This is a genomic window from Vibrio hepatarius (assembly GCF_043642085.1).
GTDB lineage: Bacteria > Pseudomonadota > Gammaproteobacteria > Enterobacterales > Vibrionaceae > Vibrio > Vibrio hepatarius_C.
Genome location: NZ_JBHZSA010000007.1, coordinates 159,894 through 182,824 on the forward strand (window position 1 = coordinate 159,894; position 22,931 = coordinate 182,824).

A 22,931-nucleotide genomic window follows, 5' to 3' on the forward strand; every position below is an offset into this window, starting at 1 on the left:
TTCCCTCTAAACTAGCGTTTTCAGGGGGAAGTCATGTTACATCTATTCCAATCACTCGATCGATTCTTAGTCGACAACCAATCGCTGTGGCGCTTTGAGCCCTTTTTTGCCAGCCGTACCAATACGCTTCCTTGGCTAACGGATAACGCTTCGTTATGTGCTTGGCTAGAGTCTGTATCCCCTGAGCAAATCGATCACTTTAAACTGGATAATGATGCGCTCGTTGAAGCAATCTCTGGCTACCTACCTCAAATCACGCAAATTGCTACTTGGACTAATCTACCTACTCTAAATACTCAAGGTCTGCAGTTGTCTCGAGGAGTCGACAGTGGCGTGCCGGGAAGAAAGCTACAACAGATTGTCTCTATGGGAGAGGCGGCGTTGAACTCACACCATGGCAGCGAGTGGTTAGAGTGGTGTTCTGGCAAAGGGTTTCTCGGAAGGATTCTGGCCAGCCAGTCAGGACAAGCGGTCACCAGCTTTGAGTATCAACAAGCGTTGTGTGAATTAGGGCAGCGTGAAGCGGATAAACAGGGATTGACGATGAAGTTTGTCCAGGGTGACGCGTTTAGTCCGGACTCTATCGATGCGTTTAATTCCAATCAGCACGCCGTCGCACTGCATGCCTGCGGCGACTTACATGTGTCACTTATTCATTATGGCTGCCAAAAAAAGCTACCAGCACTGACGTTTTCTCCATGTTGTTACCATCTCATTCGTGCAGAGAATTATCAGTCAATGTCTGATGCGGCCAAGCGGTCTAGTCTAGCGTTGAATAAGTCAGAGCTGCGCATTCCGCTGCAAGAAACCGTCACAGGTGGTGAGCGCGTTAAGCGACATCGTATCGAAGAGATGACGTTCCGCCTTGGTTTTGACTTGGTGTTAAAGGAAGCCAAGGGAGTGGAGCAATATCAGCCAATACCGAGTATTAAAAAGTCTCAGTTGTCTGAAGGCTTTGCGGCTTTTTGCCACTGGGCGCGCGAGCAAAAGGGTATTGAGTTGCCAGAAGTCGACTACGCCGAGTATGAGGACAAAGGTCGTCAGCGTTATTGGCAGATGGAGCGGATGAGCCTTGTTCAGCAGCCGTTTAGACGAGCATTGGAACTTTGGCTGGTGCTAGATAAAGCTCTATATCTTGAACAATGCGGTTACAAGGTCAAGTTATCTCAATTCTGCTCAAGAGAAACAACCCCGCGTAATATCTTGGTTCATGCCACAAAGCGTTAAAAGTAACCTGCATCTCCTTTTGTTACTTAAATGTTAAAGTCTGCTTTTCTTTTCTCCGGCTTACTGGTAATAATTAGAGTGCACACAAATTGTGCAACTCAATAAATATAAACAGTTAAACACAACAAAATTATTGCTTACACCAAGCCATTCGCAACCCGCCCGTAGCCGTTATCATCAGTTGATACCGCAGGAAGTAGAGCGTGGCTGACTTAGCTCAAGAAGGACACGGCCAAATTTAGGCAAAGCCTTTTGTGCGAAGTATGTTTGATGGTCAATGGATTGGTATCACATCAAGGAGTTAAGATGAAAGCAGGAAAAGTTTTTGCGACCGCTGTTCTCGCAGGTGTCACATTACTCTCATCCACTAGTATTATGGCGAAAACGGCAAAAGTAGCCGTTTCGCAAATCGTTGAGCACCCAGCACTGGATGCAGCTCGCCAAGGTTTGATCGATGGTCTAAAGGCCAAAGGTTATGAGCAAGGTAAGAACCTCGAATTTGATTACAAAACGGCGCAAGGCAACCCTGCAATCGCAGTGCAAATCGCCCGCCAATATGTGGGTGAAAAACCAGATGTGTTAGTGGGTATTGCAACCCCAACCGCGCAGGCACTGGTTTCAGCAACCCGTTCTATTCCTGTTGTTTTCACTGCAGTAACAGATCCTGTTGGGGCGAAACTGGTAAAAAGCTTAGAGCAACCGGGTAAAAACGTAACCGGTCTTTCTGATCTTTCTCCTGTTAGTCAGCACGTTGAATTGATCAAAGAGATTATCCCAGATGTGAAATCTATTGGTGTAGTGTTCAACCCAGGTGAAGCTAATGCGGTAACGCTGGTTGATCTTCTTAAGCAAAGTGCTGAGGCTCAAGGCATTCAAGTTGTAGAAGCGACCGCGTTGAAAAGTGCAGATGTCCAATCTGCAACTCAAGCGATTGCAGCAAAGTCTGATGTCATCTACGCACCGACTGATAACACAGTCGCGAGTGCTATTGAAGGTATGATTGTTGCGGCTAATCAAGCGAAAACACCTGTATTGGGTGGCGCTACGTCATACGTTGAGAAAGGCGCTATCGCGAGCTTAGGCTTTGATTACTACCAAGTTGGTGTACAAACTGCCGATTATGTTGCAGCCATCATTGAAGGCACTAACCCTGGCACATTAGATGTCAAAGTAGCGAAAGGCTCAGACCTTGTGGTCAATAAAACGGCCGCAGCGAAACTAGGTGTCACTATTCCTCAATCTGTACTTGAACGAGCAACAAGCGTTAAGTAAATGCTCTTACCTCAACCCGGTCTAGAACTGGGTTGAGGTTAACTAACCTTTGCAGAAAGGGAGTTGTTGATGTCTGCTTTTGCATTTTTTGGTGCGCTTGAAATTGGTCTGTTATACGGACTTGTAGCTTTGGGCGTCTATTTAACTTTTCGTGTTCTCGACTTTCCAGATCTCAGTGTTGATGGAAGCTTTCCTATGGGCGCGGCTGTCGCTGCAACGGCAATCGTCTCAGGCATAAACCCATGGGTAGCGACGTTCATGGCAATTATCGCTGGTGCGGCGACGGGGTGGGTAACGGCTTTCCTAGCAGTGAGGTGTGGCATCTTACACCTACTCGCCTCGATACTGACGATGATTGCGGCCTTCTCTATTAACATCCGAATTATGGGACGTCCAAACGTTGCCTTACTCGGTGAAGAAACCATTCTAACCCCGTTTGAAACCATCGGTGATCCAATGCTGGTTCGCCCTTTGGTGGTTGGCGTATTGGTGCTGATCTCAGCATGGTTTGTGGTTCGCTTACTCAACAGTGATTTTGGCTTAGGTTTGAGAGCGACAGGCGTTAACGCTCGAATGGTCTCGGCTCAAGGTGCGAGTACGGCTTTCTACACATATTTTGGTCTTGCACTCTCCAACGGTTTTGTTGGCTTTTCTGGTGCGCTATTTGCTCAAACCAACAGCTTTGCAGACGTGACTTCTGGCGTCGGCACCATTGTTGTTGGCCTTGCTGCAGTTATCTTAGGTCAGACGCTAATACCGGGTCGTAAGATTTGGGTCGCTGTTGTCGCCGTTATTGTTGGTTCGGTGCTCTATCGCCTAGCGGTCGCGTTTGCATTAAGTTCTGGGATGTTTGGTTTGCAAGCATCGGATCTAAACTTGGTCACTGCAGTACTGGTTGCCGCAGCATTGATCGCACCAAAAATTAAAGGAAACCTAAAGTCAAAAAAGCGTAGTCGCCCACAAGCTCAAGGAAAAGAGTCTGGAGAAGTAGCATGATTCGATTGGAAGATATTCAAGTAACGTTTAATCCAGGCACAATCTTGGAAAACAGAGCGTTAAGAGGGGTGACTTTAGAAGTACCTGAGCATCAATTTCTAACTGTAATTGGTTCGAATGGTGCCGGTAAATCAACCTTGCTTGGGGCGGTGACAGGTGAAACGCCTATGATTGGCGGTAAAGTTATTATTGATGAACTCGATGTAACTAAACAAACCGTCGATCAACGAGCACAGCAATGTGCGCGAGTGTTCCAAGATCCACTCGCGGGTACATGTGGCGAGTTGACCATAGAAGAGAATATGGCTCTTGCTTATATGCGTGGTAAAAAACGTGGCTGGAGCTTGTCGCTATCGTCCAAGCGTCGGCAGCTTTTTCAAGAAAGGATCAGCATCCTCGGTTTAGGTTTAGAGGATAGATTGGGTGACAGCATTGGACTCCTTTCTGGAGGTCAACGCCAAGCGGTGAGTCTTGTTATGGCAACGCTATCGGATAGTAAATTGCTGCTATTGGATGAACATACTGCAGCACTAGATCCCCGTATGGCGGCATTTATCATCGACTTAACCAAGAAAATCGTTAATGAGTTTAACTTAACTGTGATGATGGTAACTCACTCGATGAAAGATGCATTAGCGTGTGGTGACCGCACGGTGATGCTACACCAAGGGGAGATTGTGTTAGATGTCGCCGGAGAGCAGCGTCAGAATATGCAAGTTCCAGATCTATTGGAGATGTTCTCTAAGGTGAGAGGAGAAGAGTTAGCCGATGACAGTTTGTTGTTGAACTAGGCAAAAGTTGGCTGAATTTTAACGAGACTGACTCTTTGAAAATGATACTTATGTGTCATAATTGAAAACAATACGTTTCCAAGCCTATTTGCCTTGTATAGGTGAATAGGCTTTTATTGTTATTTGAGGGTGGGATGCAGGTAAAAAGGCATTTTAGTGTAAAATTTGTATTGTTAATGCCTTTGGTAATTTCCCTGTTGGTCTTAGCCTTAACAGGTAAGAACTATTACGATTCAGTCAATCGTGATATCGATGATGAGTATGAACGTATTACAGAAGGGCTATCTCGTGCTAGTAAAGTGATCAGTGCGATTGATTACAGCTTTTCTAACTACTCAAAATCTAGCTATATTTTAATGTTAGAACACAATTTCCAAGTGAAAAATGGTGTGTGCCAAATGTGGCCGATAGATGCCTTGCTCTTGTCTGAAGGGCGACACCACGAAATTCCTGCTGTAGACATAAATTATATGCTGGTGGGTGACGCGAGCTTATGTGACTCAGAAAGCAATGAGTATAAACGTGTATCTGGCCAAGTTTCTCTCGCTCCAGTGTTATCCTTTCTCCACGATATTGACTCCTATTTACTTGGTATCCACTACATTGACCGTGAAGGCTATCTGATGTCTTCACCGGATACTTATGCTAGAAGCATTACCCCTGAATTACTTGCTACCTTGAAGGCTCGTCCTTATTGGCGAGCAACCGCTAACAACCGTGACTTGATTACAGTGACTGGTCCGGCGCCTATGCCAGTGAGCAGTGCGCTGATCTTGAATATGACCATGCCTGTTTATCAGGGTGAAGTTCTACAGGGGATGCTCTCTCTCGATATTTCTTATGACGATATCCTCGATACGCATGGGAAGCTTGCGGGTAAATTAGGCATTGTTGATACGGGCTTCCTTTCCTTGCCAGACAATGCGATGCGCACGCTAGATCTAGAACTAGAGGGAGCAAGGGGTTCTCACACGCTCTTTTATCAATTTGATTTGGCCAAGGAAATTCGTAACTTCTTTATTTTTGAACGATATAGCTTAGCGGTTGTGGCCTTTATTTACGTCTTCTCTGTTATTGTCTTGTTTTTCATCAATACTCGTGTCGAGCATGGTTACTTCAAAGAGCTGGCAGCTAAAGACCCGATGACTGGGCTGCTTAACCGCCGAGGGTTGAAGGCGTTTTTGAAAACAGCGCAGCATAGTGACTATATAGCGCTAGCGGTATTCGATATCGACAACTTTAAATCCATTAATGACACCTATGGCCATGACGTCGGAGATACTGTGATTAGCCATGTAGCCGATCAAATTAGTCTAAATATTCGACATAGTGATGTGGCGGCGCGTATTGGTGGAGAAGAGTTTGTTGTCTATATGACGGGTAACGATAAGGCGCTGCTGCAAAAAGGTATGTCCCGTGTTCAACTGGCGATTGTTGCGACTTCTGCTGATGCGGTTGAAAAAGGCTTTACGATTTCTGGTGGCGTAGAAATTGTGACTAAGGGTGAAGAGCGCGGCTTTGATTCTTTATTCAAAGCCGCAGATGAAAAGCTCTACCAAGCCAAAACGACAGGTAAAGATAAGTTGGTATTCTAAGCGGTGATGAGTTGATCGCGGTAGCGGGTGATGTATTCGACAATTGGTGCCGCTTTATTAAAGGTGCGGATTTCTCTAAATAGCTCGGCAGCCTCTGGGTATTGTTGACGCAAGTATGAGAACCACTGTTTCACTCGGTTCGGGTAGTACAGGCCTTTGTCGCCTTTCATTTCATATTGCGAGTAGATCAGCAACAGTTCGACCACTTCTGACCACGGCATCACTTTATGGTTGTGTTTAACAACATTGCCAAGGTTAGGTACATTAAAGGCACCGCGGCATACCATTAGCGAGTCCACACCTGTTGTCTCAATACAGGCTTGTCCATCTTGGTAATTCCATATTTCACCATTGGCAATCAGTGGAATTGAAAATCGCTCTCTAATCTGATTGATATAGTCCCACTTGATTTCGCTGGCTTTATAGCCGCCTGTTTTAGTGCGAGCATGCACGGTCAGTTCATTTGCGCCAGCACTTTGAATCGCATCAACAATCTCGAAACAGTCTTCCGGATTGTCCCAACCTAGGCGAATTTTTGCGGTGACCGGGGTCCCTTGAGGCACGGCTTCACGGCAGGCTTTAACTACGTTATGAATAAGCTCTGGGTGCTGTAAAAGAGCAGCGCCCCCTTTGCTTTTGTTGACCAGTTTTGCTGGGCAGCCGAAGTTGAGGTCGATACCTTTTGCGCCCAGGTCCGCGGCACGAATCGCATTCTCTGCCATCCATTCTGGGTCTTGACCAAGTAATTGTACGTGAACGGGAACACCGGACTTAGTATGCGAGCCTTGGAGTAGTTCAGGACACAAGCGATGAAATACGTGATCAGGTAATAGCTGATCGACAACTCGAACAAACTCAGTGACACATAAATCATAGTCATTGATGTCAGTTAGAATTTCTCTCATCAAATGGTCTAACACGCCCTCCATAGGGCCTAACACTACTCGCATAAAAAACGCCTCTTTTTAAGGAGGCGTGATTTTAGAGGCTGGGGGCTGAAATGTCACGAGCTCGATGCCATTTCGGTCGTCTGTCTGGTTTCCCCTGTCAGTGGAGAGTAGTAAAGAATGGGCAGTCTCTCATCAATGGTGAAGCTTGGCGTGTAATAGTAATAGCACTCGTTGCCCGATGTATACCAGCTGACGATCTCTTCATCTGACGGAAGTACCGTTCCTGGATCGTCGTGTTGCGAACGTATTTCTAAATCAGTATCGACCAAAGCGTTCCACAACAATACGCAGTCTCCACCACGAATGAGAATAGTGTCATTGTCATTGGGAGTCAGCGGTGCTCGGTTGACCGATATTGGGAACCCAGTAGCTGAAGGATAAATGTCACCTTGGCCGTAATCGACAATACTTGTTGGTTCACCTTCCGTTAGCCATTTAGAATGGAACAGTTGGATTGATGTCTCGAAGCTGGCAAAAGCGGCGTCAGCGCGCGCAAGGTGGGCGTCTCGCTGATAATTGAGAAAACGCGGGGCAGCGGTTACCGCTAATACACCGAGAATAACAATGACCACCACCAACTCGATAAGAGTGAAGCCTTTGTTGCTAGAGTTTTTCATTTCAAATACTACAAAAAATAAAACGAATGTAAGGAAATGTAATTAAGCGAATCATGCGCCTAGAATTCAAATTCTCAAAGAGAAATAAGTGCGACCAAGAAAAAAGGCTAGGCACAAATCGATACAGCTAGCCGTGACGGGAACATTGTCGAAAGTTTACAAGGAGAGGCTATCGAGTCAGGGAGGAAAGTCTCGAAGTGACCCAAGGCCTTGCATAGGGTTATAATGCGCCCAATATATGCTTAACACTAGAAAATGATAATGAAGTATCAATTACTGACACTAGAAGACTCAATTACTGACGAATCTCCGTATTTTGTTGAAGGTTTGACGCTCGCTGCCAATATGGCAACTAAGCCGTTAGCGCCTGAAACTTGGCTGCCTTCAGTATTTGCACAGCAAGCAGACGCAGCGAAAGGGGCAATTGAAGGGCAGATTAATCAGCAATATGGCTTTCTAAAACGCAACGAGTATTCGCTGTTAGCACTGCTAGAAGAAGAGGCTAAAGGCGAGCAGTTGGCTGATTTCGCAGAAGGTTTTATGACCTTGTGGCCAACCATTGAAGAACAATGGATGGAAGTGAATGTCGGTGATGGTACGCTGCGCATGTTACAAGCGATGCTGACTACCTTTATGTTGGCGATCGACGAAGAGCAAACGCAACAGCAGATGAAAGCATCAGGTATTGAGTGCCCACCAAGCTTGGCGGATTTTCTCGATCAAATTGACTTGATGATTTCAGAGGTTGCACAGTCAGCTGATGAAGCGATGATTGGCGCCAAAGCTCAAAGTGTTAATCCATATAAAAATATTGGTCGTAATGACGCTTGCCCATGTAACAGCGGCAAAAAGTTTAAACAGTGCTGCGGAAAGTAGTTATCTCAAGCGAACAAAGTTAACCTTCTCCGGTCAAAGAGAAGGTTAAAGCACGTTATAACTAGATCAAACCAACAATCAGGGTAGAACTTAATGAAAAAATTGGCCGTATTATTTTTGATGAGCTTTTCAGTTTTAGCTGCGCCTAAAGATGAATTAAGCCAGCGTCTACAAAAGAACGATGGCTTTAGTGCGGACTTTGCTCAGCAATTGATTAGCCCTGAAGGTGATCTTGTGATGGAAGGGCAGGGTAAAGTCGAAATTGCTAGACCAAGCTTATTCCGTTGGACAACGACGGCGCCAGATGAAAACGTGCTGGTTTCAGATGGTCAATCGCTTTGGTATTACAGCCCGTTTATCGAGCAAGTGAGTATTTACTGGCAAGAGCAAGCAACAGAGCAAACGCCTTTTGTTTTGTTGACGCGTAATCGCGCCAGTGATTGGGATAACTACAAGGTTGACCAGCAAGGTGATACTTTCATCCTGACGCCTACCGCAGCAGATAGTAACCAAGGTCAGTTCAAGCTAAACATTGATGAGCAAGGCGCTGTTCAAGGCTTTAGTGTGGTTGAGCAAGATGGCCAGCAAAGTAACTTTACGTTTAACAACATTAACCTCAATAAGCCAAAGGCAAACCGTTTTACTTTTGTCATTCCTGAAGGTGTAGAGGTTGATGACCAAAGGAACTAAATGTGAGTAATTTCTCATTCGATTTTTCAGGGGACGAAGATTTTCGTCCCCTTGCTGCTAGAATGCGCCCAGAAACGCTCGACCAATATATCGGTCAGCAGCATATTCTGGGGGTAGGAAAGCCTCTGCGTCGTGCGTTGGAAGCGGGTCATATCCACTCAATGATCTTATGGGGTCCGCCGGGTACCGGAAAAACGACCCTAGCTGAAGTCGCGGCTAACTACGCGAATGCAGAAGTAGAGCGTGTCTCTGCGGTCACCTCGGGTGTGAAAGAAATCCGTGCGGCGATAGAAAGAGCGCGTGAGAACAAACTTGCAGGTAGACGCACAATCTTGTTCGTTGACGAGGTGCATCGCTTCAATAAATCACAACAAGATGCGTTTTTGCCACATATTGAAGATGGCACGGTGACCTTCATCGGTGCAACAACGGAAAACCCATCGTTCGAACTGAACAACGCACTGCTATCACGAGCACGTGTTTACAAATTGACCTCATTGGCTCAGCCGGATATTCGTCTGGCGCTTAAACAAGCGATTGAAGATCAAGAGCGAGGCTTAGGCAGCGTCGAAGCGTCTTTTGCTGAAGGTGTGCTTGATAGGTTGTCTGAGCTAGTTAATGGTGATGCTCGTATGTCACTGAATTACCTTGAGCTTCTCTATGATATGGCTGAAGAAGACGATCAAGGTGTGAAGGTGATTACCTTACCGCTTTTGGCTGAAGTCGCGGGCGAAAAAGTCTCTCGTTTTGATAACAAGGGCGATATTTGGTACGACCTTATTTCGGCTGTGCATAAATCGATTCGTGGCTCTAACCCAGATGCGGCGTTGTATTGGTCGGCACGTATGATAGCTGCAGGCTGCGATCCGCTTTACATTGCGCGCCGTTTACTTGCGATTGCTTCAGAAGATGTCGGTAATGCTGACCCAAGAGCCATGCAAGTTGCGCTTTCTGCATGGGATTGTTTTACCCGTGTTGGCCCTGCCGAAGGCGAGCGAGCAATAGCACAAGCGATTGTTTACCTAGCCTGCGCGCCTAAGAGTAATGCGGTTTACACTGCGTGGAAGCAAGCATTAACAGACGCGCATAATCTGCCAGAGTACGAAGTGCCTGTTCATTTACGTAATGCCCCGACCTCCTTGATGAAAGATCTTGGTTATGGCCAAGAGTATCGTTATGCCCATGATGAGCCCGGGGCGTATGCGGCAGGTGAACAGTATTTACCACCTGAAATGGCAGAGACTCGTTACTATCAACCGACAAATCGGGGCTTAGAAACCAAAATTGGCGAAAAGTTAGATTACTTGGCTAGTTTAGACGCAAAAAGCCCACAAAAGCGCTATGAATAAGCGCGCATTTTAGATACATTTGTTCGGTTAATATTTTTAGCGTTTGAGCAAGATGTTCGAGCGCAATTTCACAACTAAAAAAGCATAGGATTAACAATGCTGGATTCTAAATTACTTCGTACAGAGCTGGATGAAACAGCTGCAAAACTAGCACGTCGTGGCTTTAAGCTAGACGTAGAGACAATCCGTACACTTGAAGAGCAACGTAAGTCGATTCAAGTCGAAGTTGAAAATTTACAATCCACTCGTAACTCCATCTCTAAGCAGATCGGCCAAAAAATGGCGGCTGGTGATAAAGAAGGCGCTGAAGAGATCAAGAAACAAATCGGTACTCTAGGTAGCGATCTTGATGCTAAAAAAGTTGAACTTGATGCTGTAATGGCACAACTTGATGAAATCACGCTATCTGTTCCTAACCTGCCTGCTGATGACGTGCCAGATGGTAAAGACGAAGATGACAACGTAGAGATTTCTCGTTGGGGTGAGCCAAAGAGCTACGACTTTGAGCTAAAAGATCACGTTGATCTTGGTGAAATGGGCGGCGGTCTTGATTTCGCAAGCGCAACTAAGATCACTGGCGCACGTTTCATCGTTATGAAAGGTCAGTTCGCTCGACTACACCGCGCAATTGCTCAGTTCATGCTAGATCTTCACACTGAAGAGCACGGCTATTCAGAAATGTACGTACCGTACCTAGTGAACTCAGACAGTCTATTCGGTACTGGTCAGCTACCAAAATTTGGTAAAGACTTGTTCCATACTGAACCACTAGAAGAGAAAGTGAACGACGAAGAGCCGCGTAAACTGTCTCTGATCCCAACGGCAGAAGTACCAGTAACGAACATGGTTCGTGACACGATTTCTGACGAAGCTGATCTGCCACTTAAGATGACAGCGCACACACCATGTTTCCGTTCTGAAGCGGGTTCTTACGGTCGTGATACTCGTGGTCTAATCCGTATGCACCAGTTCGACAAAGTTGAGCTAGTTCAGATCACTCGCCCTGAAGATTCAATGGATGCGCTAGAAGAGCTAACCGGCCACGCTGAGAAAGTTCTTCAGCTTCTAGAGCTGCCTTACCGTAAAGTTGTTCTATGTACTGGTGACATGGGCTTCGGTGCTCGTAAGACTTACGATCTAGAAGTATGGGTTCCAGCACAAGAAACTTACCGTGAAATCTCATCTTGTTCAAACATGTGGGACTTCCAAGCTCGTCGTATGCAAGCTCGTTTCCGTCGTAAAGGCGAGAAGAAGCCTGAGCTAGTACACACGCTAAACGGTTCTGGTCTAGCGGTTGGCCGTACTATGGTTGCAATCCTAGAGAACAACCAAGAAGCTGATGGTCGTATCGCAATTCCAGCAGTACTTCAGAAGTACATGGCTGGCGCAACGCACATCGGTTAATCGAAAGATCCGCTTGGTCGAAATGAATAGAGAAAAGGCGACTCACTGAGTCGCCTTTTTTATTACTTATCGAGTACTAAAAAGCCGACATTACGTCGGCTTTGCTTACTTAACAATCTTGTTAAATCGAGTGTCGCTTAGATGCTCATCTCACCACGCAGAACTTGCTGCATTTTCACTTTTACTTGTTCGTAGCTTAAGCCTTGGCTTAGTAAGAAGTGAAGTTTTGCCAGCGCTGCTTCAGGCGTCATATCGTAGCCACTAATTACACCAGCTTCTGCAAGGGCACAACCCGTCGCGTAACCGCCCATGTTAACTTTACCTGCTAGACATTGAGTAAGGTTTACCACAAGCACGCCGCGTTCTGAGGCATCTTTCAAATGACCAAGAAGTTCAGGGTTCTGCGGAGCGTTACCGACGCCAAACGTTAGAAGAATCATTGCATTCACAGGCTGTAGCAACGTATTGCGAATTACTTCATGCGAGATGCCTGGGTACATGGTAATGACGCCAATTGGCTGCGGAGTAATATCGTGAACCTTAAACTCGCCTTCAGGTATTTTTCCCACTTGAATATCGCTGCTGATTTGGATATTGATACCCGCTTCAAGCAGAGGTGGTAAGTTTGGAGAGGTAAAGGCATTAAAGCCGTCGGCATGCGATTTCGTACTACGGTTACCTCGCATCAACTTGTTATTGAAGAATAGTGTTACTTCGTTGATCGGGTAGTTAGCCGCGATGTGTAGCGCATTGAGTAAGTTTGCTTGGCCATCAGAACGAAGCTCGGCAAGAGGGATCTGTGAGCCAGTTACAATTACAGGTTTGCCAAGGTTTTCAAGCATAAATGACAACGCAGACGCTGTATATGCCATGGTATCCGTACCATGCAGGATTACGAAACCGTCGTACTTGTCATAGTTATCACGAATGTCGTCGGCAATCTGTTGCCAATCTGCCGGCGTCATATCAGAAGAGTCGATCAGAGGATCGTATTCGTGAATGGTAAATTCTGGCATTTCTGGGCGGTGAAACTCTGGCATGCTTGCGAGTTGTTTTTCCATAAAACCAGCGACTGGAACATAACCGTGGTCATGGGATTTTTGCATTCCAATGGTGCCGCCAGTGTAGGCGATATAAATATGTTTTCTAGCCATTGCTTTGAAACCAGTTAATCGTAGGGGGAACAGAGCGTGGGATTATATATTAATCTTTGCCAATAAAAAGGGGCATCCCGCACAGGAATCCCCCTAAATTAGCAGCGTTTGAAACGTTGTATTGTAACTTTACGCTTTGCTAGTGATTAATTGTGTAATTATTGCACTTGGCAGTTTAAACAAAATGCATATTGGCCTTTAGGATCGTTGAAGCTTTGCAGCATGTTGGCATCTTGGATGACTTGAGCCGCCATAGGTTGCAGAGCTTGCGGCAATAGCGCCGTTGCATCGATGCCTAAGTTAACTTTAACTTGGTTCATAAAGTCTTGGATAAACTGCTGCGCTGGTGACAGTGGCTCTTCAACCCAGTAGACATTGAATTGCTCAACTTTGGCAAGTTCTGCTGCCAGTTTAACTGCGTCATCAAAATCGCCAATTTTATCAATCAGATCAAATTCTAGAGCGTCTTGGCCGGTCCAAACGCGACCTTGAGCCACGTCGTCGACATTCTCTAGTGGAATGTCACGCGATTGGCTAACTAGGCCAATAAAGCGGTTATAGCCATGTTCTATACCCATTTGGAATGCTTGTGATGCGCCATCTGACAATCCAGTGGTAACGCCGACATCAGAAAACGGCGAAGTACCCACACCATCGGTATAGATACCTAGGTTGTTTAAGCCTTTTTCAAAGGTCGTGATCACGCTGAAAATACCGATTGAACCTGTAAGGGTTGTCGGCTGAGCAACAATACGGTCTGCACTCATAGAAATCCAGTAACCGCCAGACGCGGCTAGGCTAGACATTGAAGCCACAACTGGCTTGCCCGCTTCTTTGAGCGCTTCAATCTCGTTGCGAATCACTTCTGACGCAAACGCGCTACCACCTGGGCTATCAACGCGAAGTACCACGGCTTTGACTTTATCGTCATTGCGAGCTTGGCGTAGTAGAGCAGCGGTTGTATCACCACCGACTGTGCCGCGAGGTTGAGCGCCGTCCATAATTGCACCGCTAGCAACAACGATAGCAATATCGTCTTGAGCCAAGTCGAACTTAGGCGTTACTGTGGCTTGGTATTCGTAGAAACCGATATGGTTATAGCTGTCTTCGCCATTGCTACCAAACACTTCGATAAGATCTTTACGAACTTGCTGGCGCGTTGCCAACTGGTCTACTAGGCCCTCATTTAACGATAGAGCGGCTAAATCACCATTATTCTTCTTAAGCAGCTCAAGGAAGGTATCCATATCGGGCGTGAGCAGCTTCGGCTCTAGTTGGCGGTTTGATGCAACATCATCAATGTATGCGCCCCAAAGTTGCCCAAGCCAGCGAGAAGCCGACTCTTTCGCTGGATCCGACATGCCGTCACGGATAAACGGTTCAATCGCTGATTTGTAAGTGCCTACGCGGAATACGTGTGTATTGACATCAAGCTTCTCAAGCAGGGTTTTGTAGTAAAGTGAATAAGCACTGTAGCCTTTCAGCATTACCGCGCCGTCTGGTGCCAAATAAATCTTATCGGCGTAGCTTGCAAGGTAGTATTGGCTCTGATTGTACATGTCTCCGACAGCGTAGATAGGTTTGCCTGACGCTTTAAACTCATTAAGTGCCTTGGCAATGTATCTCAGCTTGGTCAGGTTGGTTTCTGGCATATCACGTAGCGCCAACACTAAACCACTGACATTTTGGTCATCTTTAGCGTGGCGAATGGTGTCGACGATATCGAATAGGACATTTTCTTTCGGTAAATCTCGGCCAAAGAATGAACCCGTTAATGAATCCATTGGATTAACGTATGTTGATTGTTCAACAATGGGTCCAGAGATATTAACGATTAATGCCGACTCTTTAGGTGCTGCTGGAGTAGGGGTATCTGCCGTCGTATAGAGAAAGTAGATAGCGCCTATACTTGCTAGAAAGATTAGGTTGACGAGAGCAAGACGAATAAAGGTGATGAGTTTCCAAATCCCCTTAAAGAACATGCCGACAAATTTAAATACTGTTTTCATTTTATCTCCGCTGCGACGTGCGCAGTTCAAGGCTTATTCGCTGTAAGACCTTATAAACTTGAATAAGTTACATCCTACTTAAACTAGTATACCCAAACAACCGCAAGATTGATCGGTGTTACAAAAATGTAAACAGTTGTTTGATTTTTGAGTTAAGAGTACTTACTCTGGTCAGACCACAATAATAAAGAGTAAAGTGATGTCTACCATGTACCCAAACCTACTTAAGCCATTGGATCTCGGGTTTACCCAGCTAAGAAACCGAGTACTCATGGGCTCAATGCATACTGGCCTTGAAGAACACAAAGAAGGTCTTGGCAAACTTGCTGCGTTCTATGAAGAGCGAGCAAAAGGCGGTGTAGGCCTGATTGTAACAGGTGGCTTCTCTCCGAATTTTCGTGGCCGACTGCATCCTTTCAGTGCTGAATTTAGTAAGACCAAACATGCCAAAGCGCATAAAGTCGTGACAGAAGCGGTTCACAGACAAGGCGGTAAGATTGCGCTGCAGCTTTTACACGCGGGTCGCTATGCGATGCACCCTTTTTCTCAGAGCGCATCATCGATCAAGGCGCCAATTGCGAAATTTGCACCAAGTGAGATGAGCAACCGCCAAATCAATAATACCATTAGTGCCTTTGCCAATAGTGCTGCGTTAGCAAAAGAAGCGGGCTACGATGGCGTAGAGGTTATGGGCTCTGAAGGTTACCTACTTAACCAGTTTATCTGTAAGCGCACTAACATGCGTTACGATGAGTGGGGCGGTAGTTATGAAAATCGCATTCGATTCCCGCTTGAAGTGGTTAAAGCAATCCGCAAAGCAGCGGGTGAAGAGTTCATCATTATCTTCCGCTTATCTATGCTTGATCTTGTTGAAGAGGGTAGCACGTTTGACGAAGTGATTATGTTAGCTAAAGAGCTAGAAAAAGCGGGTGTGACCATTATTAATACCGGTATTGGCTGGCACGAAGCACGTATCCCTACGATTGCCACGCAAGTACCGCGTAGCGCGTTCACATGGGTGACAGAAAAAGTGCGCCCTCATGTTTCTGTGCCAATTATTACCTGTAACCGAATCAATACCCCAGAAGAAGCTGAAAAAATCTTGGCCGGTGGTCAAGCGGATATGGTTTCAATGGCGCGTCCATTCTTAGCGGATCCACACTTTGTGATTAAAGCTGAGCAAAACCAGTCACAAATGATCAATACCTGTATCGGTTGTAACCAAGCATGTTTGGACAATGTGTTTAAAGGCAAGCGCGCGGGCTGTCTGGTTAACCCATTGGCATGTCGTGAAACAGAGTTAGTCATTAAACCTGCTGAGACGAAAAAGAATATTGCAGTTGTGGGGGCAGGGCCGGCTGGCCTTTCTTGTGCAACAACACTTGCCGAGCGTGGACACAATGTAGATCTGTTCGAGCGTAATGACCGCATTGGTGGCCAGTTCCGATTAGCGATGCAGATCCCAGGCAAAGAAGAGTTCCGCGAGACGATTCGTTACTTCGCTAATCGAATCGATGAAACGGGCGTTAAGCTTCACCTAGACACAGAAGCCAATTACGATCTGTTGGCAGAGTACGACGAAGTGGTGATGGCTTCCGGTGTTGAGCCTCGTAAAGTCAAAATCGAAGGTATCGATACACCAGAGAAAGTGGTGGACTATCAAACCCTGATTCGTGATAAGACCTATACCGGTAATAAAGTGGCGATTGTTGGTGCTGGTGGCATCGGTGTTGACGTGGCGACCATGCTCACTGAGCCAAGTGGCCATAACTTAGATGATTGGTTACATGAGTGGGGCATTGATAAAGAGATTGCCCATCCTGGCGGTCTATTTCCTTATCCAGACTCAATGAGTGAAAAAACCGTTTGGGTGCTACAGCGCCGCAAGGGACGAGTCGGTAAAGGTCCGGGTAAGACAACCGGCTGGATTCATAAACGCACATTAGAAAAGCGCGGTGTGAACCTTTTAGGCGGCGTTAGCTACGATAAGATTGATGAGCAAGGGCTTCACATCAGTGTCGATGAAAAAGCGCAGCTACTGGATGCAGATACGGTCGTGATCTGTGCGGGTCAAGAGTCTGTGCGTCCATTTGAAAACCAATGGCATCTGCTTGGAGACAAACTCCATATTATTGGTGGTGCTGATTACGCTGGTGAACTGGACGCAGTGAGGGCCATCAAACAGGGTGTAGAACTCGCGGCGAAACTATAAAACAAAAAAGGCTTCCAAATCGGAAGCCTTTTTTATTGCAGAATAGATTAAAGAATCACGGTCTTATTACCGTACACAAATACGTGGTCATTTAGCACTTTGTTTAGCGCTTTACTTAACACATTCTTCTCTACATCACGGCCTGCTTGCGCCATATCTTGCGCATTGAAGTTATGATCCACTGGAATGACGTCTTGCTTGATGATTGGGCCTTCATCAAGGTCGTTGGTGACAAAGTGAGCGGTTGCACCGATGATCTTCACGCCACGCTCATACGCTTGTTGGTAAGGTTTCGCGCCAATAAATGCTGGTAAGAAACTGTGGTGAATGTTGATGATCTTGTGGTTGTACTTCTCGACGAACGATGGCGTTAGTACGCGCATGTATTTAGCCAGTACCAAGTAATCCGCTTGATATTGGTCGATCACTTTGAGCATCTCTTTCTCATGCTCTTCGCGATTCAACCCTTCATGAGAGACATGGTGATAAGGAATGTCGAATCTTTCTGTCAGGCTTTGTAGCGTATCGTAGTTACCGACAACCGCAGCGATTTCCACATCTAGGCTACCGTCATAATTCTTCATCAGAATGTCACCTAGACAGTGTGCTTCTTTGGTGACTAATACCACAATACGCTTACGGTTAGAGCCGATCAGCTTGCGTTTAGCCCCTTGAGGCAGCGCTTGATCAAGGTCCGCAAGCAAGGTTTCATCGTTAAAGTAGCCTTCAAGCTCGGTGCGCATGAAAAAATGGCCGCTAGTGTTATCGACGAACTCGTTGTTGTGGATGATATTCAGTTGGTGCTTGTAACAGATATTTGTGATCTTTGAAATAAGACCTGGGGCGTCAGTACAATGTGTTAGCAGTGTTTTCTTTTCCATTAGGTTCAAACTTCCGTGCTTTATTTTTTTTGTTTTGTGAAATTTTTACGGGCGTTCGAACGGTGAACTAACCCGCAATAATAAAGCTACAATTAAACTAATATCGAATTGGTTTCAACAATTAATCTGAGTTAACCGTTTGGCTCGAATTATTTGTTCGATATTTCTTTTCTTTTGCGTGTCTTTAGGTGGTATTTATGGATAAAGAACTCTTAGCTCGTAAGTTGTACTCTGAACGTGTGAGTGCATTGTCTGGTGGTAAAGAGCTTGATGAAGAAATGTTAGATACAATGTGGGAAAACCGCGCGTCTCCTAGCGAAGCAGCGAAAGCCCTAAATTCAGATGAGCCAGACGGCTTTAATGGGCCTGCTTGGTTAAACCGCTACCTCACCAAACGCTAGTTAAATTTCTCTTCGGCGCGAAATCTCATTCGCGCCTTTTTATGAAAACTGCCATAATCACTCTTCTTTTCGTCAACCCTTTGCTAGTTAATGATTTCAAAAACCTTCTCTTCTGAAGGAGCCTTAGGTAAAGCTATCCTTGGGTTCCAACCTCGTCAGGCGCAGCTCGATATGGCAGAAGCCGTCAGCCAAGCCATTAAAGCGCAAAGCCAGGTCGTGGTAGAAGCGGGAACGGGGACAGGCAAAACCTTCGCTTATCTTGTACCTGCTTTACTCAGTGGGAAGAAAACCATTATCAGCACCGGGTCGAAAAACCTTCAAGAGCAGCTATTTCATCGCGATTTGCCATTAATGACCAATGCACTTGGCTTCTATGGACAAGTGGCACTATTGAAAGGGCGAGCAAACTATTTGTGTCTTGATCGACTCAGTCGCCAAATGGTTGAGAGTCACAGCCAAACGGCTGATCCGACGCTACTGACTCAACTGGTCAAAGTCAGAAGCTGGGCATCTGAAACCAAAAGTGGCGATTTGGGTGATTGTGATGCGATTGCTGAAGATAGCCCGGTTATTCCAACCATCACTTCGACCAACGATAACTGCTTAGGCAAAGAGTGCCCAAGTTATCAAGATTGCTTTGTATTGAAAGCGCGCAAGAAAGCGTTAGATGCCGATGTGGTGGTGGTCAATCATCACCTGTTTTTAGCCGATTTAGCGATTAAAGAAACAGGATTTGGTGAGCTGATTCCTGAAGCAGAAGTGTTTATTTTTGATGAAGCCCATCAGCTACCTGATATCGCTAGTCATTATTTTGGTCAGTCGCTCTCTAGTCGACAAATTCAAGAGCTGAGCAAGGATATTGAAATCGCCTATCGCACCGAAGCAAAAGATATGCGCCAGCTACAAAAAGCGGGCGAAAAGCTCTATCAAACAGCGATGGACTTACGCATTGTGCTTGGTGAGCCGGGGTTTCGCGGCAACTGGCGTGAAGCGATTACGTCTCCTTCAATTGGTCGTGAGCTTCGTCGATTAGAAGATACGTTAGATTTTGTTATTGAAGTTTTAAAGCTCGCACTCGGGCGTAGCCAACTGCTAGACAGTGCATTTGAACGAGCAAACACCATTAAGGCGCGCTTAGACCGAGTGTGTGACGTCTCTATAACCGGGTATTCCTATTGGTACGACACCACGCCTCGTCACTTTAGCCTGCACATTACTCCATTATCGGTTGCCGATAAGTTTCATGAGCAGATCGAGCTTAAGCAAGGGGCTTGGATTTTTACCTCAGCGACTCTTGCGGTAAATGATGACTTTGGCCATTTTACCTCACGCTTAGGCTTGAAGCCGCAAGCACAAATGTCTTTGCCGAGTCCGTTTGACTATCAGACACAGGCAAGACTCTGTGTACCTCGATACTTACCAGAGCCAAATAGCCCCGGGATGGCAGACAAGCTCGTCAACATGCTGACTCCGGTGATTGAGCTAAACCAAGGGCGATGTTTCTTCTTATGTACCTCGCACAGCATGATGAAAGAGCTCGGCGAGCGCTTTCGTGAAAGGTTGTCGGTACCGGTTTTGCTTCAAGGGGAAACCAGTAAACAGAAAACCCTTGCTGAGTTTATGGAGCTGGGTAACGCCTTGTTAGTCGCGACAGGTGCATTCTGGGAAGGGATTGACGTTAGAGGTGATGCGCTGAGCTGTGTTATCATCGACAAATTGCCTTTTACTGCACCAGACGACCCGCTACTCAAGGCCCGCATCGAAGATTGCCAACTAAAAGGTGGCGATCCTTTTGCTCAGGTACAAATTCCTGATGCGGTGATTACCTTAAAGCAGGGCGTAGGGCGATTGATTCGAGATAAGCACGATAAGGGCGCTTTGATTATCTGTGATAATCGATTAGTGACCCGCGAGTATGGCGGCGTCTTTTTATCGAGCTTACCGCCAATACCACGTACCCGAGATCTCGGGGTGGTACGAGACTTTCTTGAACAAGTAAATATTTAAACAAAACGATAATTTGAGATATCAATGAGTACTAAGATTCTTGCTCTCGATACAGCAACAGAAAACTGTTCTGTTGCTCTATTAGTGGATGAAAAAGTTTATGTTCGCAGTGAAGTAGCACCGCGGGACCACACGAAGAAAGTACTGCCAATGGTGGATGAAGTACTAAAAGAAGCGGGTTTAACGCTGACTGATCTGGATGCTTTGGCTTTTGGCCGAGGACCGGGTAGCTTTACTGGTGTTCGCATTGGCATTGGTATTGCACAAGGTTTAGCATTTGGTGCAGATCTGCCTATGATTGGTATTTCTACACTGGAAGCGATGGCGCAAGGTGTTTACCGCCAGCATGGTGAAAGCCAAGTCGCGTGTGCGATTGATGCGCGAATGAGCGAAGTTTACTGGGGACGTTTTAGCCGTCAAGAAGATGGCACTTGGGCACAAACCGATGCAGAGTGTGTGACACCACCACAAACGGCAGCAGATAACAGCCAAGCTGACGAGTCGACATGGTTTACTGCTGGTACTGGCTGGGATGCGTACAGCGAGCAGCTTGAAGGTGTTAAGTTTGCGACTGAAAAGAGCAAGGTCTTGTTCCCAGATGCGGAAGATATTGTCCAATTGGCAAAGTTTGAGCTAGCCAAAGGCAACACAGTTGATGCTGAAGACGCGAGCCCGGTTTATCTCCGTGATACTGTTGCTTGGAAAAAGCTCCCGGGTAGAGAATAACTCAGATCATTAGATCGCAATATGAACGGATAGTATGGTTTCAATTAATGGATTACCTCCTTCGTTACCCGGCCCTAATCGAACCAATAAGGCCGGCAAGAAGAATGAGGTTAAAAAATCTGAAGCTAAAACCTCGGTTGGACAACCAACCAAGGTGGCCAATGCTGTTGCCCATTCTATCCGTCATGTTAACGAATCAGATATTCATAAAGCGCAAGTTCAGTACGACTTACCTGAAGGGCGTGGGCGCCAAGCAATGCAAGAGTATATGAAGGTGATGACTCAAGCGAAGCGAGATGAACTATCACAAATGATCGGTGTCGATATCTATATCTAGCCCTAAGGTATTCAAAGTCTTATGATCCCACGTATCTCTCGATGGTTACTTGTTATCATCAGCGCTGTTTTGCTTTCAGCGTGTAGCTCTCTCCCTGACAATCTTCAATCTGACAATCCCAATATCATTACTGATTATCAAGTTTGGCAATCTAATAGTGATGGACAAAATGAGTTGAGACTCGGTGGCTTAATTGCCGATGTTCAGAATCTTAAAGATAAAACCCGTATTGAAGTGGTGAATCTACCTATTAGTGCGTCGGGTAAACCTGATATCAGTCAGGAACCTCAAGGCAGGTTCGTTGCTTATATCGATGGTTTTGCTGACCCAGTGACTTTATCGCAAGGTCGACTTATCTCATTAATCGGTGATAGTAGTGGCCGCGAACAGGGCAAAGTCGGTGAGTTCCAATATGACTTTCCAGTGATGAATGCTAGAGCCTACCACCTTTGGCGAGTCGAAGAGCGAGTGATTATTCATGACTTCGATAGCTATTTATACCCTTGTCGTGGGCTCTATTGCCGTGACGCACGTTATGGCACTCGCCAAGGAAAAGTAATCCAAGAAGTGAAGTGATGCGAAATGAAACTCGCCGTGATATTGCTAACGGGCATATCGCGGCTATCGAATATGGACAGACTGAAACGGCCGAACTCACGGTCGTTTTTATACATGGTTGGTTAGATAACGCAGCCAGTTTCGAAACGGTAATGGACGCGCTACATAGCCAAAATAAACACTTCCACCTTTGCGCAATCGATTTACCCGGTCACGGCCTATCTAGTGCCAAAAATGGCAACAATTTTTACCCTTTTCACGACTATATAGACGATCTTTATCAGTTTTTGGCTAACTTATCACCAAACAGACTGGTGTTAGTGGGTCATTCTCTTGGTGCTTTGATTGCAAGTTGCTATAGTGCCGCCTTTCCTGAACAAGTCAGTGGATTGGTTCAGATAGAAGGGTATGGTCCTTTGGCGGAAGAGCCTCAAAATACTGTCTCGCGTCTAAGAGAGGGAGTGATGAGCCGCCAGAGAATTCGAAGAAAGCCGACTCGTGCAATGCAATCTGTGCAAGAAGCAGTAGATAGGCGCGCAAAAGTGAATCAGATAGAAGCTTCACTGATTGCACCTATCGTTCAGCGTGGTCTCGTTCAGACTGATTCCGGTTGTGAATGGAGACACGATGTTAACTTGCAAAGCCAGTCGCTCTACCGCATGTCGCTACAGCATGCTGATGTGTTTCGACAACATATTCGTTGTCCGCAACTCATCATCTTAGGAGAGCAAGGCTTTTCTTATTTGCAGTCTTTTCAACATGATGCTTCAGACTCCACTCACATTGAGATGATCGAAGGCGGTCATCATTGTCATCTGCAAGCCCCTTCTAGAGTCGTTAATCTAATTTTTGGCTTAGTTAACAAAATTTAAACAAGTG

21 protein-coding genes are annotated in these 22,931 nt (G+C 46.0%); 16 read left to right on the forward strand and 5 right to left on the reverse strand.

The features are described 5' to 3' along the window. The first annotated feature begins 33 nt into the window (after window positions 1-33). From ACHUFZ_RS15005 to ACHUFZ_RS15025, 5 genes are all read left to right on the forward strand, one after another. Window positions 34-1,227, forward strand: a complete 1,194-nt coding sequence (locus tag ACHUFZ_RS15005) for a methyltransferase (RefSeq protein WP_394127776.1) — start codon at window positions 34-36, stop codon at window positions 1,225-1,227. A gap of 306 nt (window positions 1,228-1,533) precedes the next feature. Continuing rightward, the gene (locus ACHUFZ_RS15010; protein WP_134835352.1) at window positions 1,534-2,499 is read left to right on the forward strand and encodes an ABC transporter substrate-binding protein; all 966 of its coding nucleotides are present in this window, start codon (window positions 1,534-1,536) and stop codon (window positions 2,497-2,499) included. 69 nt (window positions 2,500-2,568) lie between these two features. Continuing rightward, window positions 2,569-3,495 (forward strand): ABC transporter permease, encoded by a 927-nt coding sequence (locus ACHUFZ_RS15015; protein ID WP_394127777.1) that lies wholly within the window; start codon window positions 2,569-2,571, stop codon window positions 3,493-3,495. Continuing rightward, entirely contained in the window at window positions 3,492-4,286 is a 795-nt protein-coding gene (locus ACHUFZ_RS15020; protein WP_394127778.1) for an ABC transporter ATP-binding protein, read from the forward strand. Before ACHUFZ_RS15015 ends, ACHUFZ_RS15020 begins: the two co-directional genes overlap by 4 nt. A gap of 134 nt (window positions 4,287-4,420) precedes the next feature. Then, window positions 4,421-5,881 (forward strand): sensor domain-containing diguanylate cyclase, encoded by a 1,461-nt coding sequence (locus ACHUFZ_RS15025; RefSeq protein WP_394127779.1) that lies wholly within the window; start codon window positions 4,421-4,423, stop codon window positions 5,879-5,881. Here ACHUFZ_RS15025 and dusC read toward each other — a convergent pair. Next, the gene (dusC, locus tag ACHUFZ_RS15030) at window positions 5,878-6,831 is read right to left on the reverse strand and encodes a tRNA dihydrouridine(16) synthase DusC (protein ID WP_394127780.1); all 954 of its coding nucleotides are present in this window, start codon (window positions 6,829-6,831) and stop codon (window positions 5,878-5,880) included. The two genes, ACHUFZ_RS15025 and dusC, sit on opposite strands and share 4 nt — an antisense overlap. A 53-nt stretch (window positions 6,832-6,884) precedes the next feature. Then, the gene (locus ACHUFZ_RS15035) at window positions 6,885-7,448 is read right to left on the reverse strand and encodes a prepilin-type N-terminal cleavage/methylation domain-containing protein (RefSeq protein WP_394127781.1); all 564 of its coding nucleotides are present in this window, start codon (window positions 7,446-7,448) and stop codon (window positions 6,885-6,887) included. A 261-nt stretch (window positions 7,449-7,709) separates the two neighbouring features. Between ACHUFZ_RS15035 and ACHUFZ_RS15040 the strand changes: the two genes are divergently transcribed. From ACHUFZ_RS15040 to serS, 4 genes are all read left to right on the forward strand, one after another. Beyond that, the gene (locus tag ACHUFZ_RS15040; RefSeq protein ID WP_394127782.1) at window positions 7,710-8,324 is read left to right on the forward strand and encodes an SEC-C metal-binding domain-containing protein; all 615 of its coding nucleotides are present in this window, start codon (window positions 7,710-7,712) and stop codon (window positions 8,322-8,324) included. 93 nt (window positions 8,325-8,417) lie between these two features. After that, complete coding sequence (gene lolA / locus ACHUFZ_RS15045; protein WP_053438296.1) at window positions 8,418-9,014, forward strand: outer membrane lipoprotein periplasmic chaperone LolA; 597 nt, start codon at window positions 8,418-8,420, stop codon at window positions 9,012-9,014. A gap of 2 nt (window positions 9,015-9,016) precedes the next feature. After that, window positions 9,017-10,363 (forward strand): replication-associated recombination protein A, encoded by a 1,347-nt coding sequence (locus ACHUFZ_RS15050; protein ID WP_394127783.1) that lies wholly within the window; start codon window positions 9,017-9,019, stop codon window positions 10,361-10,363. Between the two features lie 96 nt (window positions 10,364-10,459). Further along, window positions 10,460-11,767 carry a serine--tRNA ligase gene (gene serS / locus ACHUFZ_RS15055; protein ID WP_394127784.1) on the forward strand — a complete coding sequence of 436 codons (1,308 nt, stop codon included), beginning with the start codon at window positions 10,460-10,462 and terminating at the stop codon, window positions 11,765-11,767. A gap of 137 nt (window positions 11,768-11,904) precedes the next feature. On the opposite strand, the gene ansA is transcribed toward serS, so the two are convergent. Together ansA and sppA are read right to left on the reverse strand one after the other, a co-directional pair. Continuing rightward, window positions 11,905-12,921, reverse strand: coding sequence for an asparaginase (ansA, locus tag ACHUFZ_RS15060; protein ID WP_394127785.1), 1,017 nt, complete (start codon window positions 12,919-12,921; stop codon window positions 11,905-11,907). Window positions 12,922-13,079: 158 nt separating this feature from the next. Next, window positions 13,080-14,930, reverse strand: coding sequence for a signal peptide peptidase SppA (gene sppA / locus ACHUFZ_RS15065; protein ID WP_394127786.1), 1,851 nt, complete (start codon window positions 14,928-14,930; stop codon window positions 13,080-13,082). 208 nt (window positions 14,931-15,138) lie between these two features. Here sppA and ACHUFZ_RS15070 point away from each other — a divergent pair, with 208 nt between their 5' ends. Beyond that, window positions 15,139-17,142, forward strand: a complete 2,004-nt coding sequence (locus ACHUFZ_RS15070; RefSeq protein ID WP_463596554.1) for a 2,4-dienoyl-CoA reductase FMN-binding domain-containing protein — start codon at window positions 15,139-15,141, stop codon at window positions 17,140-17,142. Between the two features lie 47 nt (window positions 17,143-17,189). Here the strand turns inward: ACHUFZ_RS15070 and purU are convergent, their stop codons facing one another. Then, on the reverse strand, window positions 17,190-18,023 hold the full coding sequence (gene purU, locus ACHUFZ_RS15075) for a formyltetrahydrofolate deformylase (protein WP_004414684.1): 834 nt from the start codon (window positions 18,021-18,023) through the stop codon (window positions 17,190-17,192). A gap of 197 nt (window positions 18,024-18,220) precedes the next feature. On the opposite strand from purU, the gene ACHUFZ_RS15080 reads away from it, so the two are divergent. The 6 genes from ACHUFZ_RS15080 (at window position 18,221) to ACHUFZ_RS15105 (ending at window position 22,924) form a co-directional block, all read left to right on the forward strand. Next, on the forward strand, window positions 18,221-18,424 hold the full coding sequence (locus ACHUFZ_RS15080) for a hypothetical protein (RefSeq protein WP_394127788.1): 204 nt from the start codon (window positions 18,221-18,223) through the stop codon (window positions 18,422-18,424). Window positions 18,425-18,514: 90 nt separating this feature from the next. Beyond that, a complete protein-coding gene (locus ACHUFZ_RS15085; RefSeq protein WP_394127789.1) occupies window positions 18,515-20,431 on the forward strand; it encodes an ATP-dependent DNA helicase in 1,917 nt (638 codons plus the stop codon). A 24-nt stretch (window positions 20,432-20,455) separates the two neighbouring features. Then, on the forward strand, window positions 20,456-21,157 hold the full coding sequence (gene tsaB / locus ACHUFZ_RS15090; protein ID WP_394127790.1) for a tRNA (adenosine(37)-N6)-threonylcarbamoyltransferase complex dimerization subunit type 1 TsaB: 702 nt from the start codon (window positions 20,456-20,458) through the stop codon (window positions 21,155-21,157). Between the two features lie 34 nt (window positions 21,158-21,191). Then, entirely contained in the window at window positions 21,192-21,494 is a 303-nt protein-coding gene (locus ACHUFZ_RS15095) for a hypothetical protein (RefSeq protein WP_053438286.1), read from the forward strand. A gap of 21 nt (window positions 21,495-21,515) precedes the next feature. Further along, on the forward strand, window positions 21,516-22,070 hold the full coding sequence (locus tag ACHUFZ_RS15100) for a Slp family lipoprotein (protein WP_134835366.1): 555 nt from the start codon (window positions 21,516-21,518) through the stop codon (window positions 22,068-22,070). Then, complete coding sequence (locus ACHUFZ_RS15105) at window positions 22,070-22,924, forward strand: alpha/beta fold hydrolase (protein WP_394127791.1); 855 nt, start codon at window positions 22,070-22,072, stop codon at window positions 22,922-22,924. The genes ACHUFZ_RS15100 and ACHUFZ_RS15105 overlap by 1 nt, the downstream gene beginning before the upstream one ends. Window positions 22,925-22,931: the final 7 nt, after the last annotated feature.

Coding starts and splice junctions, on each gene's coding strand:
- sppA (WP_394127786.1), bottom strand. CDS start 14,930: ATGAAAACAGTATTTAAATTTGTCGGCATGTTCTTTAAGGGGATTTGG.
- ACHUFZ_RS15070 (WP_463596554.1), top strand. CDS start 15,139: ATGTACCCAAACCTACTTAAGCCATTGGATCTCGGGTTTACCCAGCTA.
- serS (WP_394127784.1), top strand. CDS start 10,460: ATGCTGGATTCTAAATTACTTCGTACAGAGCTGGATGAAACAGCTGCA.
- purU (WP_004414684.1), bottom strand. CDS start 18,023: ATGGAAAAGAAAACACTGCTAACACATTGTACTGACGCCCCAGGTCTT.
- ACHUFZ_RS15080 (WP_394127788.1), top strand. CDS start 18,221: ATGGATAAAGAACTCTTAGCTCGTAAGTTGTACTCTGAACGTGTGAGT.
- ACHUFZ_RS15015 (WP_394127777.1), top strand. CDS start 2,569: ATGTCTGCTTTTGCATTTTTTGGTGCGCTTGAAATTGGTCTGTTATAC.
- ACHUFZ_RS15095 (WP_053438286.1), top strand. CDS start 21,192: ATGGTTTCAATTAATGGATTACCTCCTTCGTTACCCGGCCCTAATCGA.
- ACHUFZ_RS15035 (WP_394127781.1), bottom strand. CDS start 7,448: ATGAAAAACTCTAGCAACAAAGGCTTCACTCTTATCGAGTTGGTGGTG.
- dusC (WP_394127780.1), bottom strand. CDS start 6,831: ATGCGAGTAGTGTTAGGCCCTATGGAGGGCGTGTTAGACCATTTGATG.
- lolA (WP_053438296.1), top strand. CDS start 8,418: ATGAAAAAATTGGCCGTATTATTTTTGATGAGCTTTTCAGTTTTAGCT.
- ACHUFZ_RS15040 (WP_394127782.1), top strand. CDS start 7,710: ATGAAGTATCAATTACTGACACTAGAAGACTCAATTACTGACGAATCT.
- ACHUFZ_RS15100 (WP_134835366.1), top strand. CDS start 21,516: ATGATCCCACGTATCTCTCGATGGTTACTTGTTATCATCAGCGCTGTT.
- ansA (WP_394127785.1), bottom strand. CDS start 12,921: ATGGCTAGAAAACATATTTATATCGCCTACACTGGCGGCACCATTGGA.
- ACHUFZ_RS15005 (WP_394127776.1), top strand. CDS start 34: ATGTTACATCTATTCCAATCACTCGATCGATTCTTAGTCGACAACCAA.
- tsaB (WP_394127790.1), top strand. CDS start 20,456: ATGAGTACTAAGATTCTTGCTCTCGATACAGCAACAGAAAACTGTTCT.
- ACHUFZ_RS15105 (WP_394127791.1), top strand. CDS start 22,070: ATGCGAAATGAAACTCGCCGTGATATTGCTAACGGGCATATCGCGGCT.
- ACHUFZ_RS15020 (WP_394127778.1), top strand. CDS start 3,492: ATGATTCGATTGGAAGATATTCAAGTAACGTTTAATCCAGGCACAATC.
- ACHUFZ_RS15025 (WP_394127779.1), top strand. CDS start 4,421: ATGCAGGTAAAAAGGCATTTTAGTGTAAAATTTGTATTGTTAATGCCT.
- ACHUFZ_RS15085 (WP_394127789.1), top strand. CDS start 18,515: ATGATTTCAAAAACCTTCTCTTCTGAAGGAGCCTTAGGTAAAGCTATC.
- ACHUFZ_RS15010 (WP_134835352.1), top strand. CDS start 1,534: ATGAAAGCAGGAAAAGTTTTTGCGACCGCTGTTCTCGCAGGTGTCACA.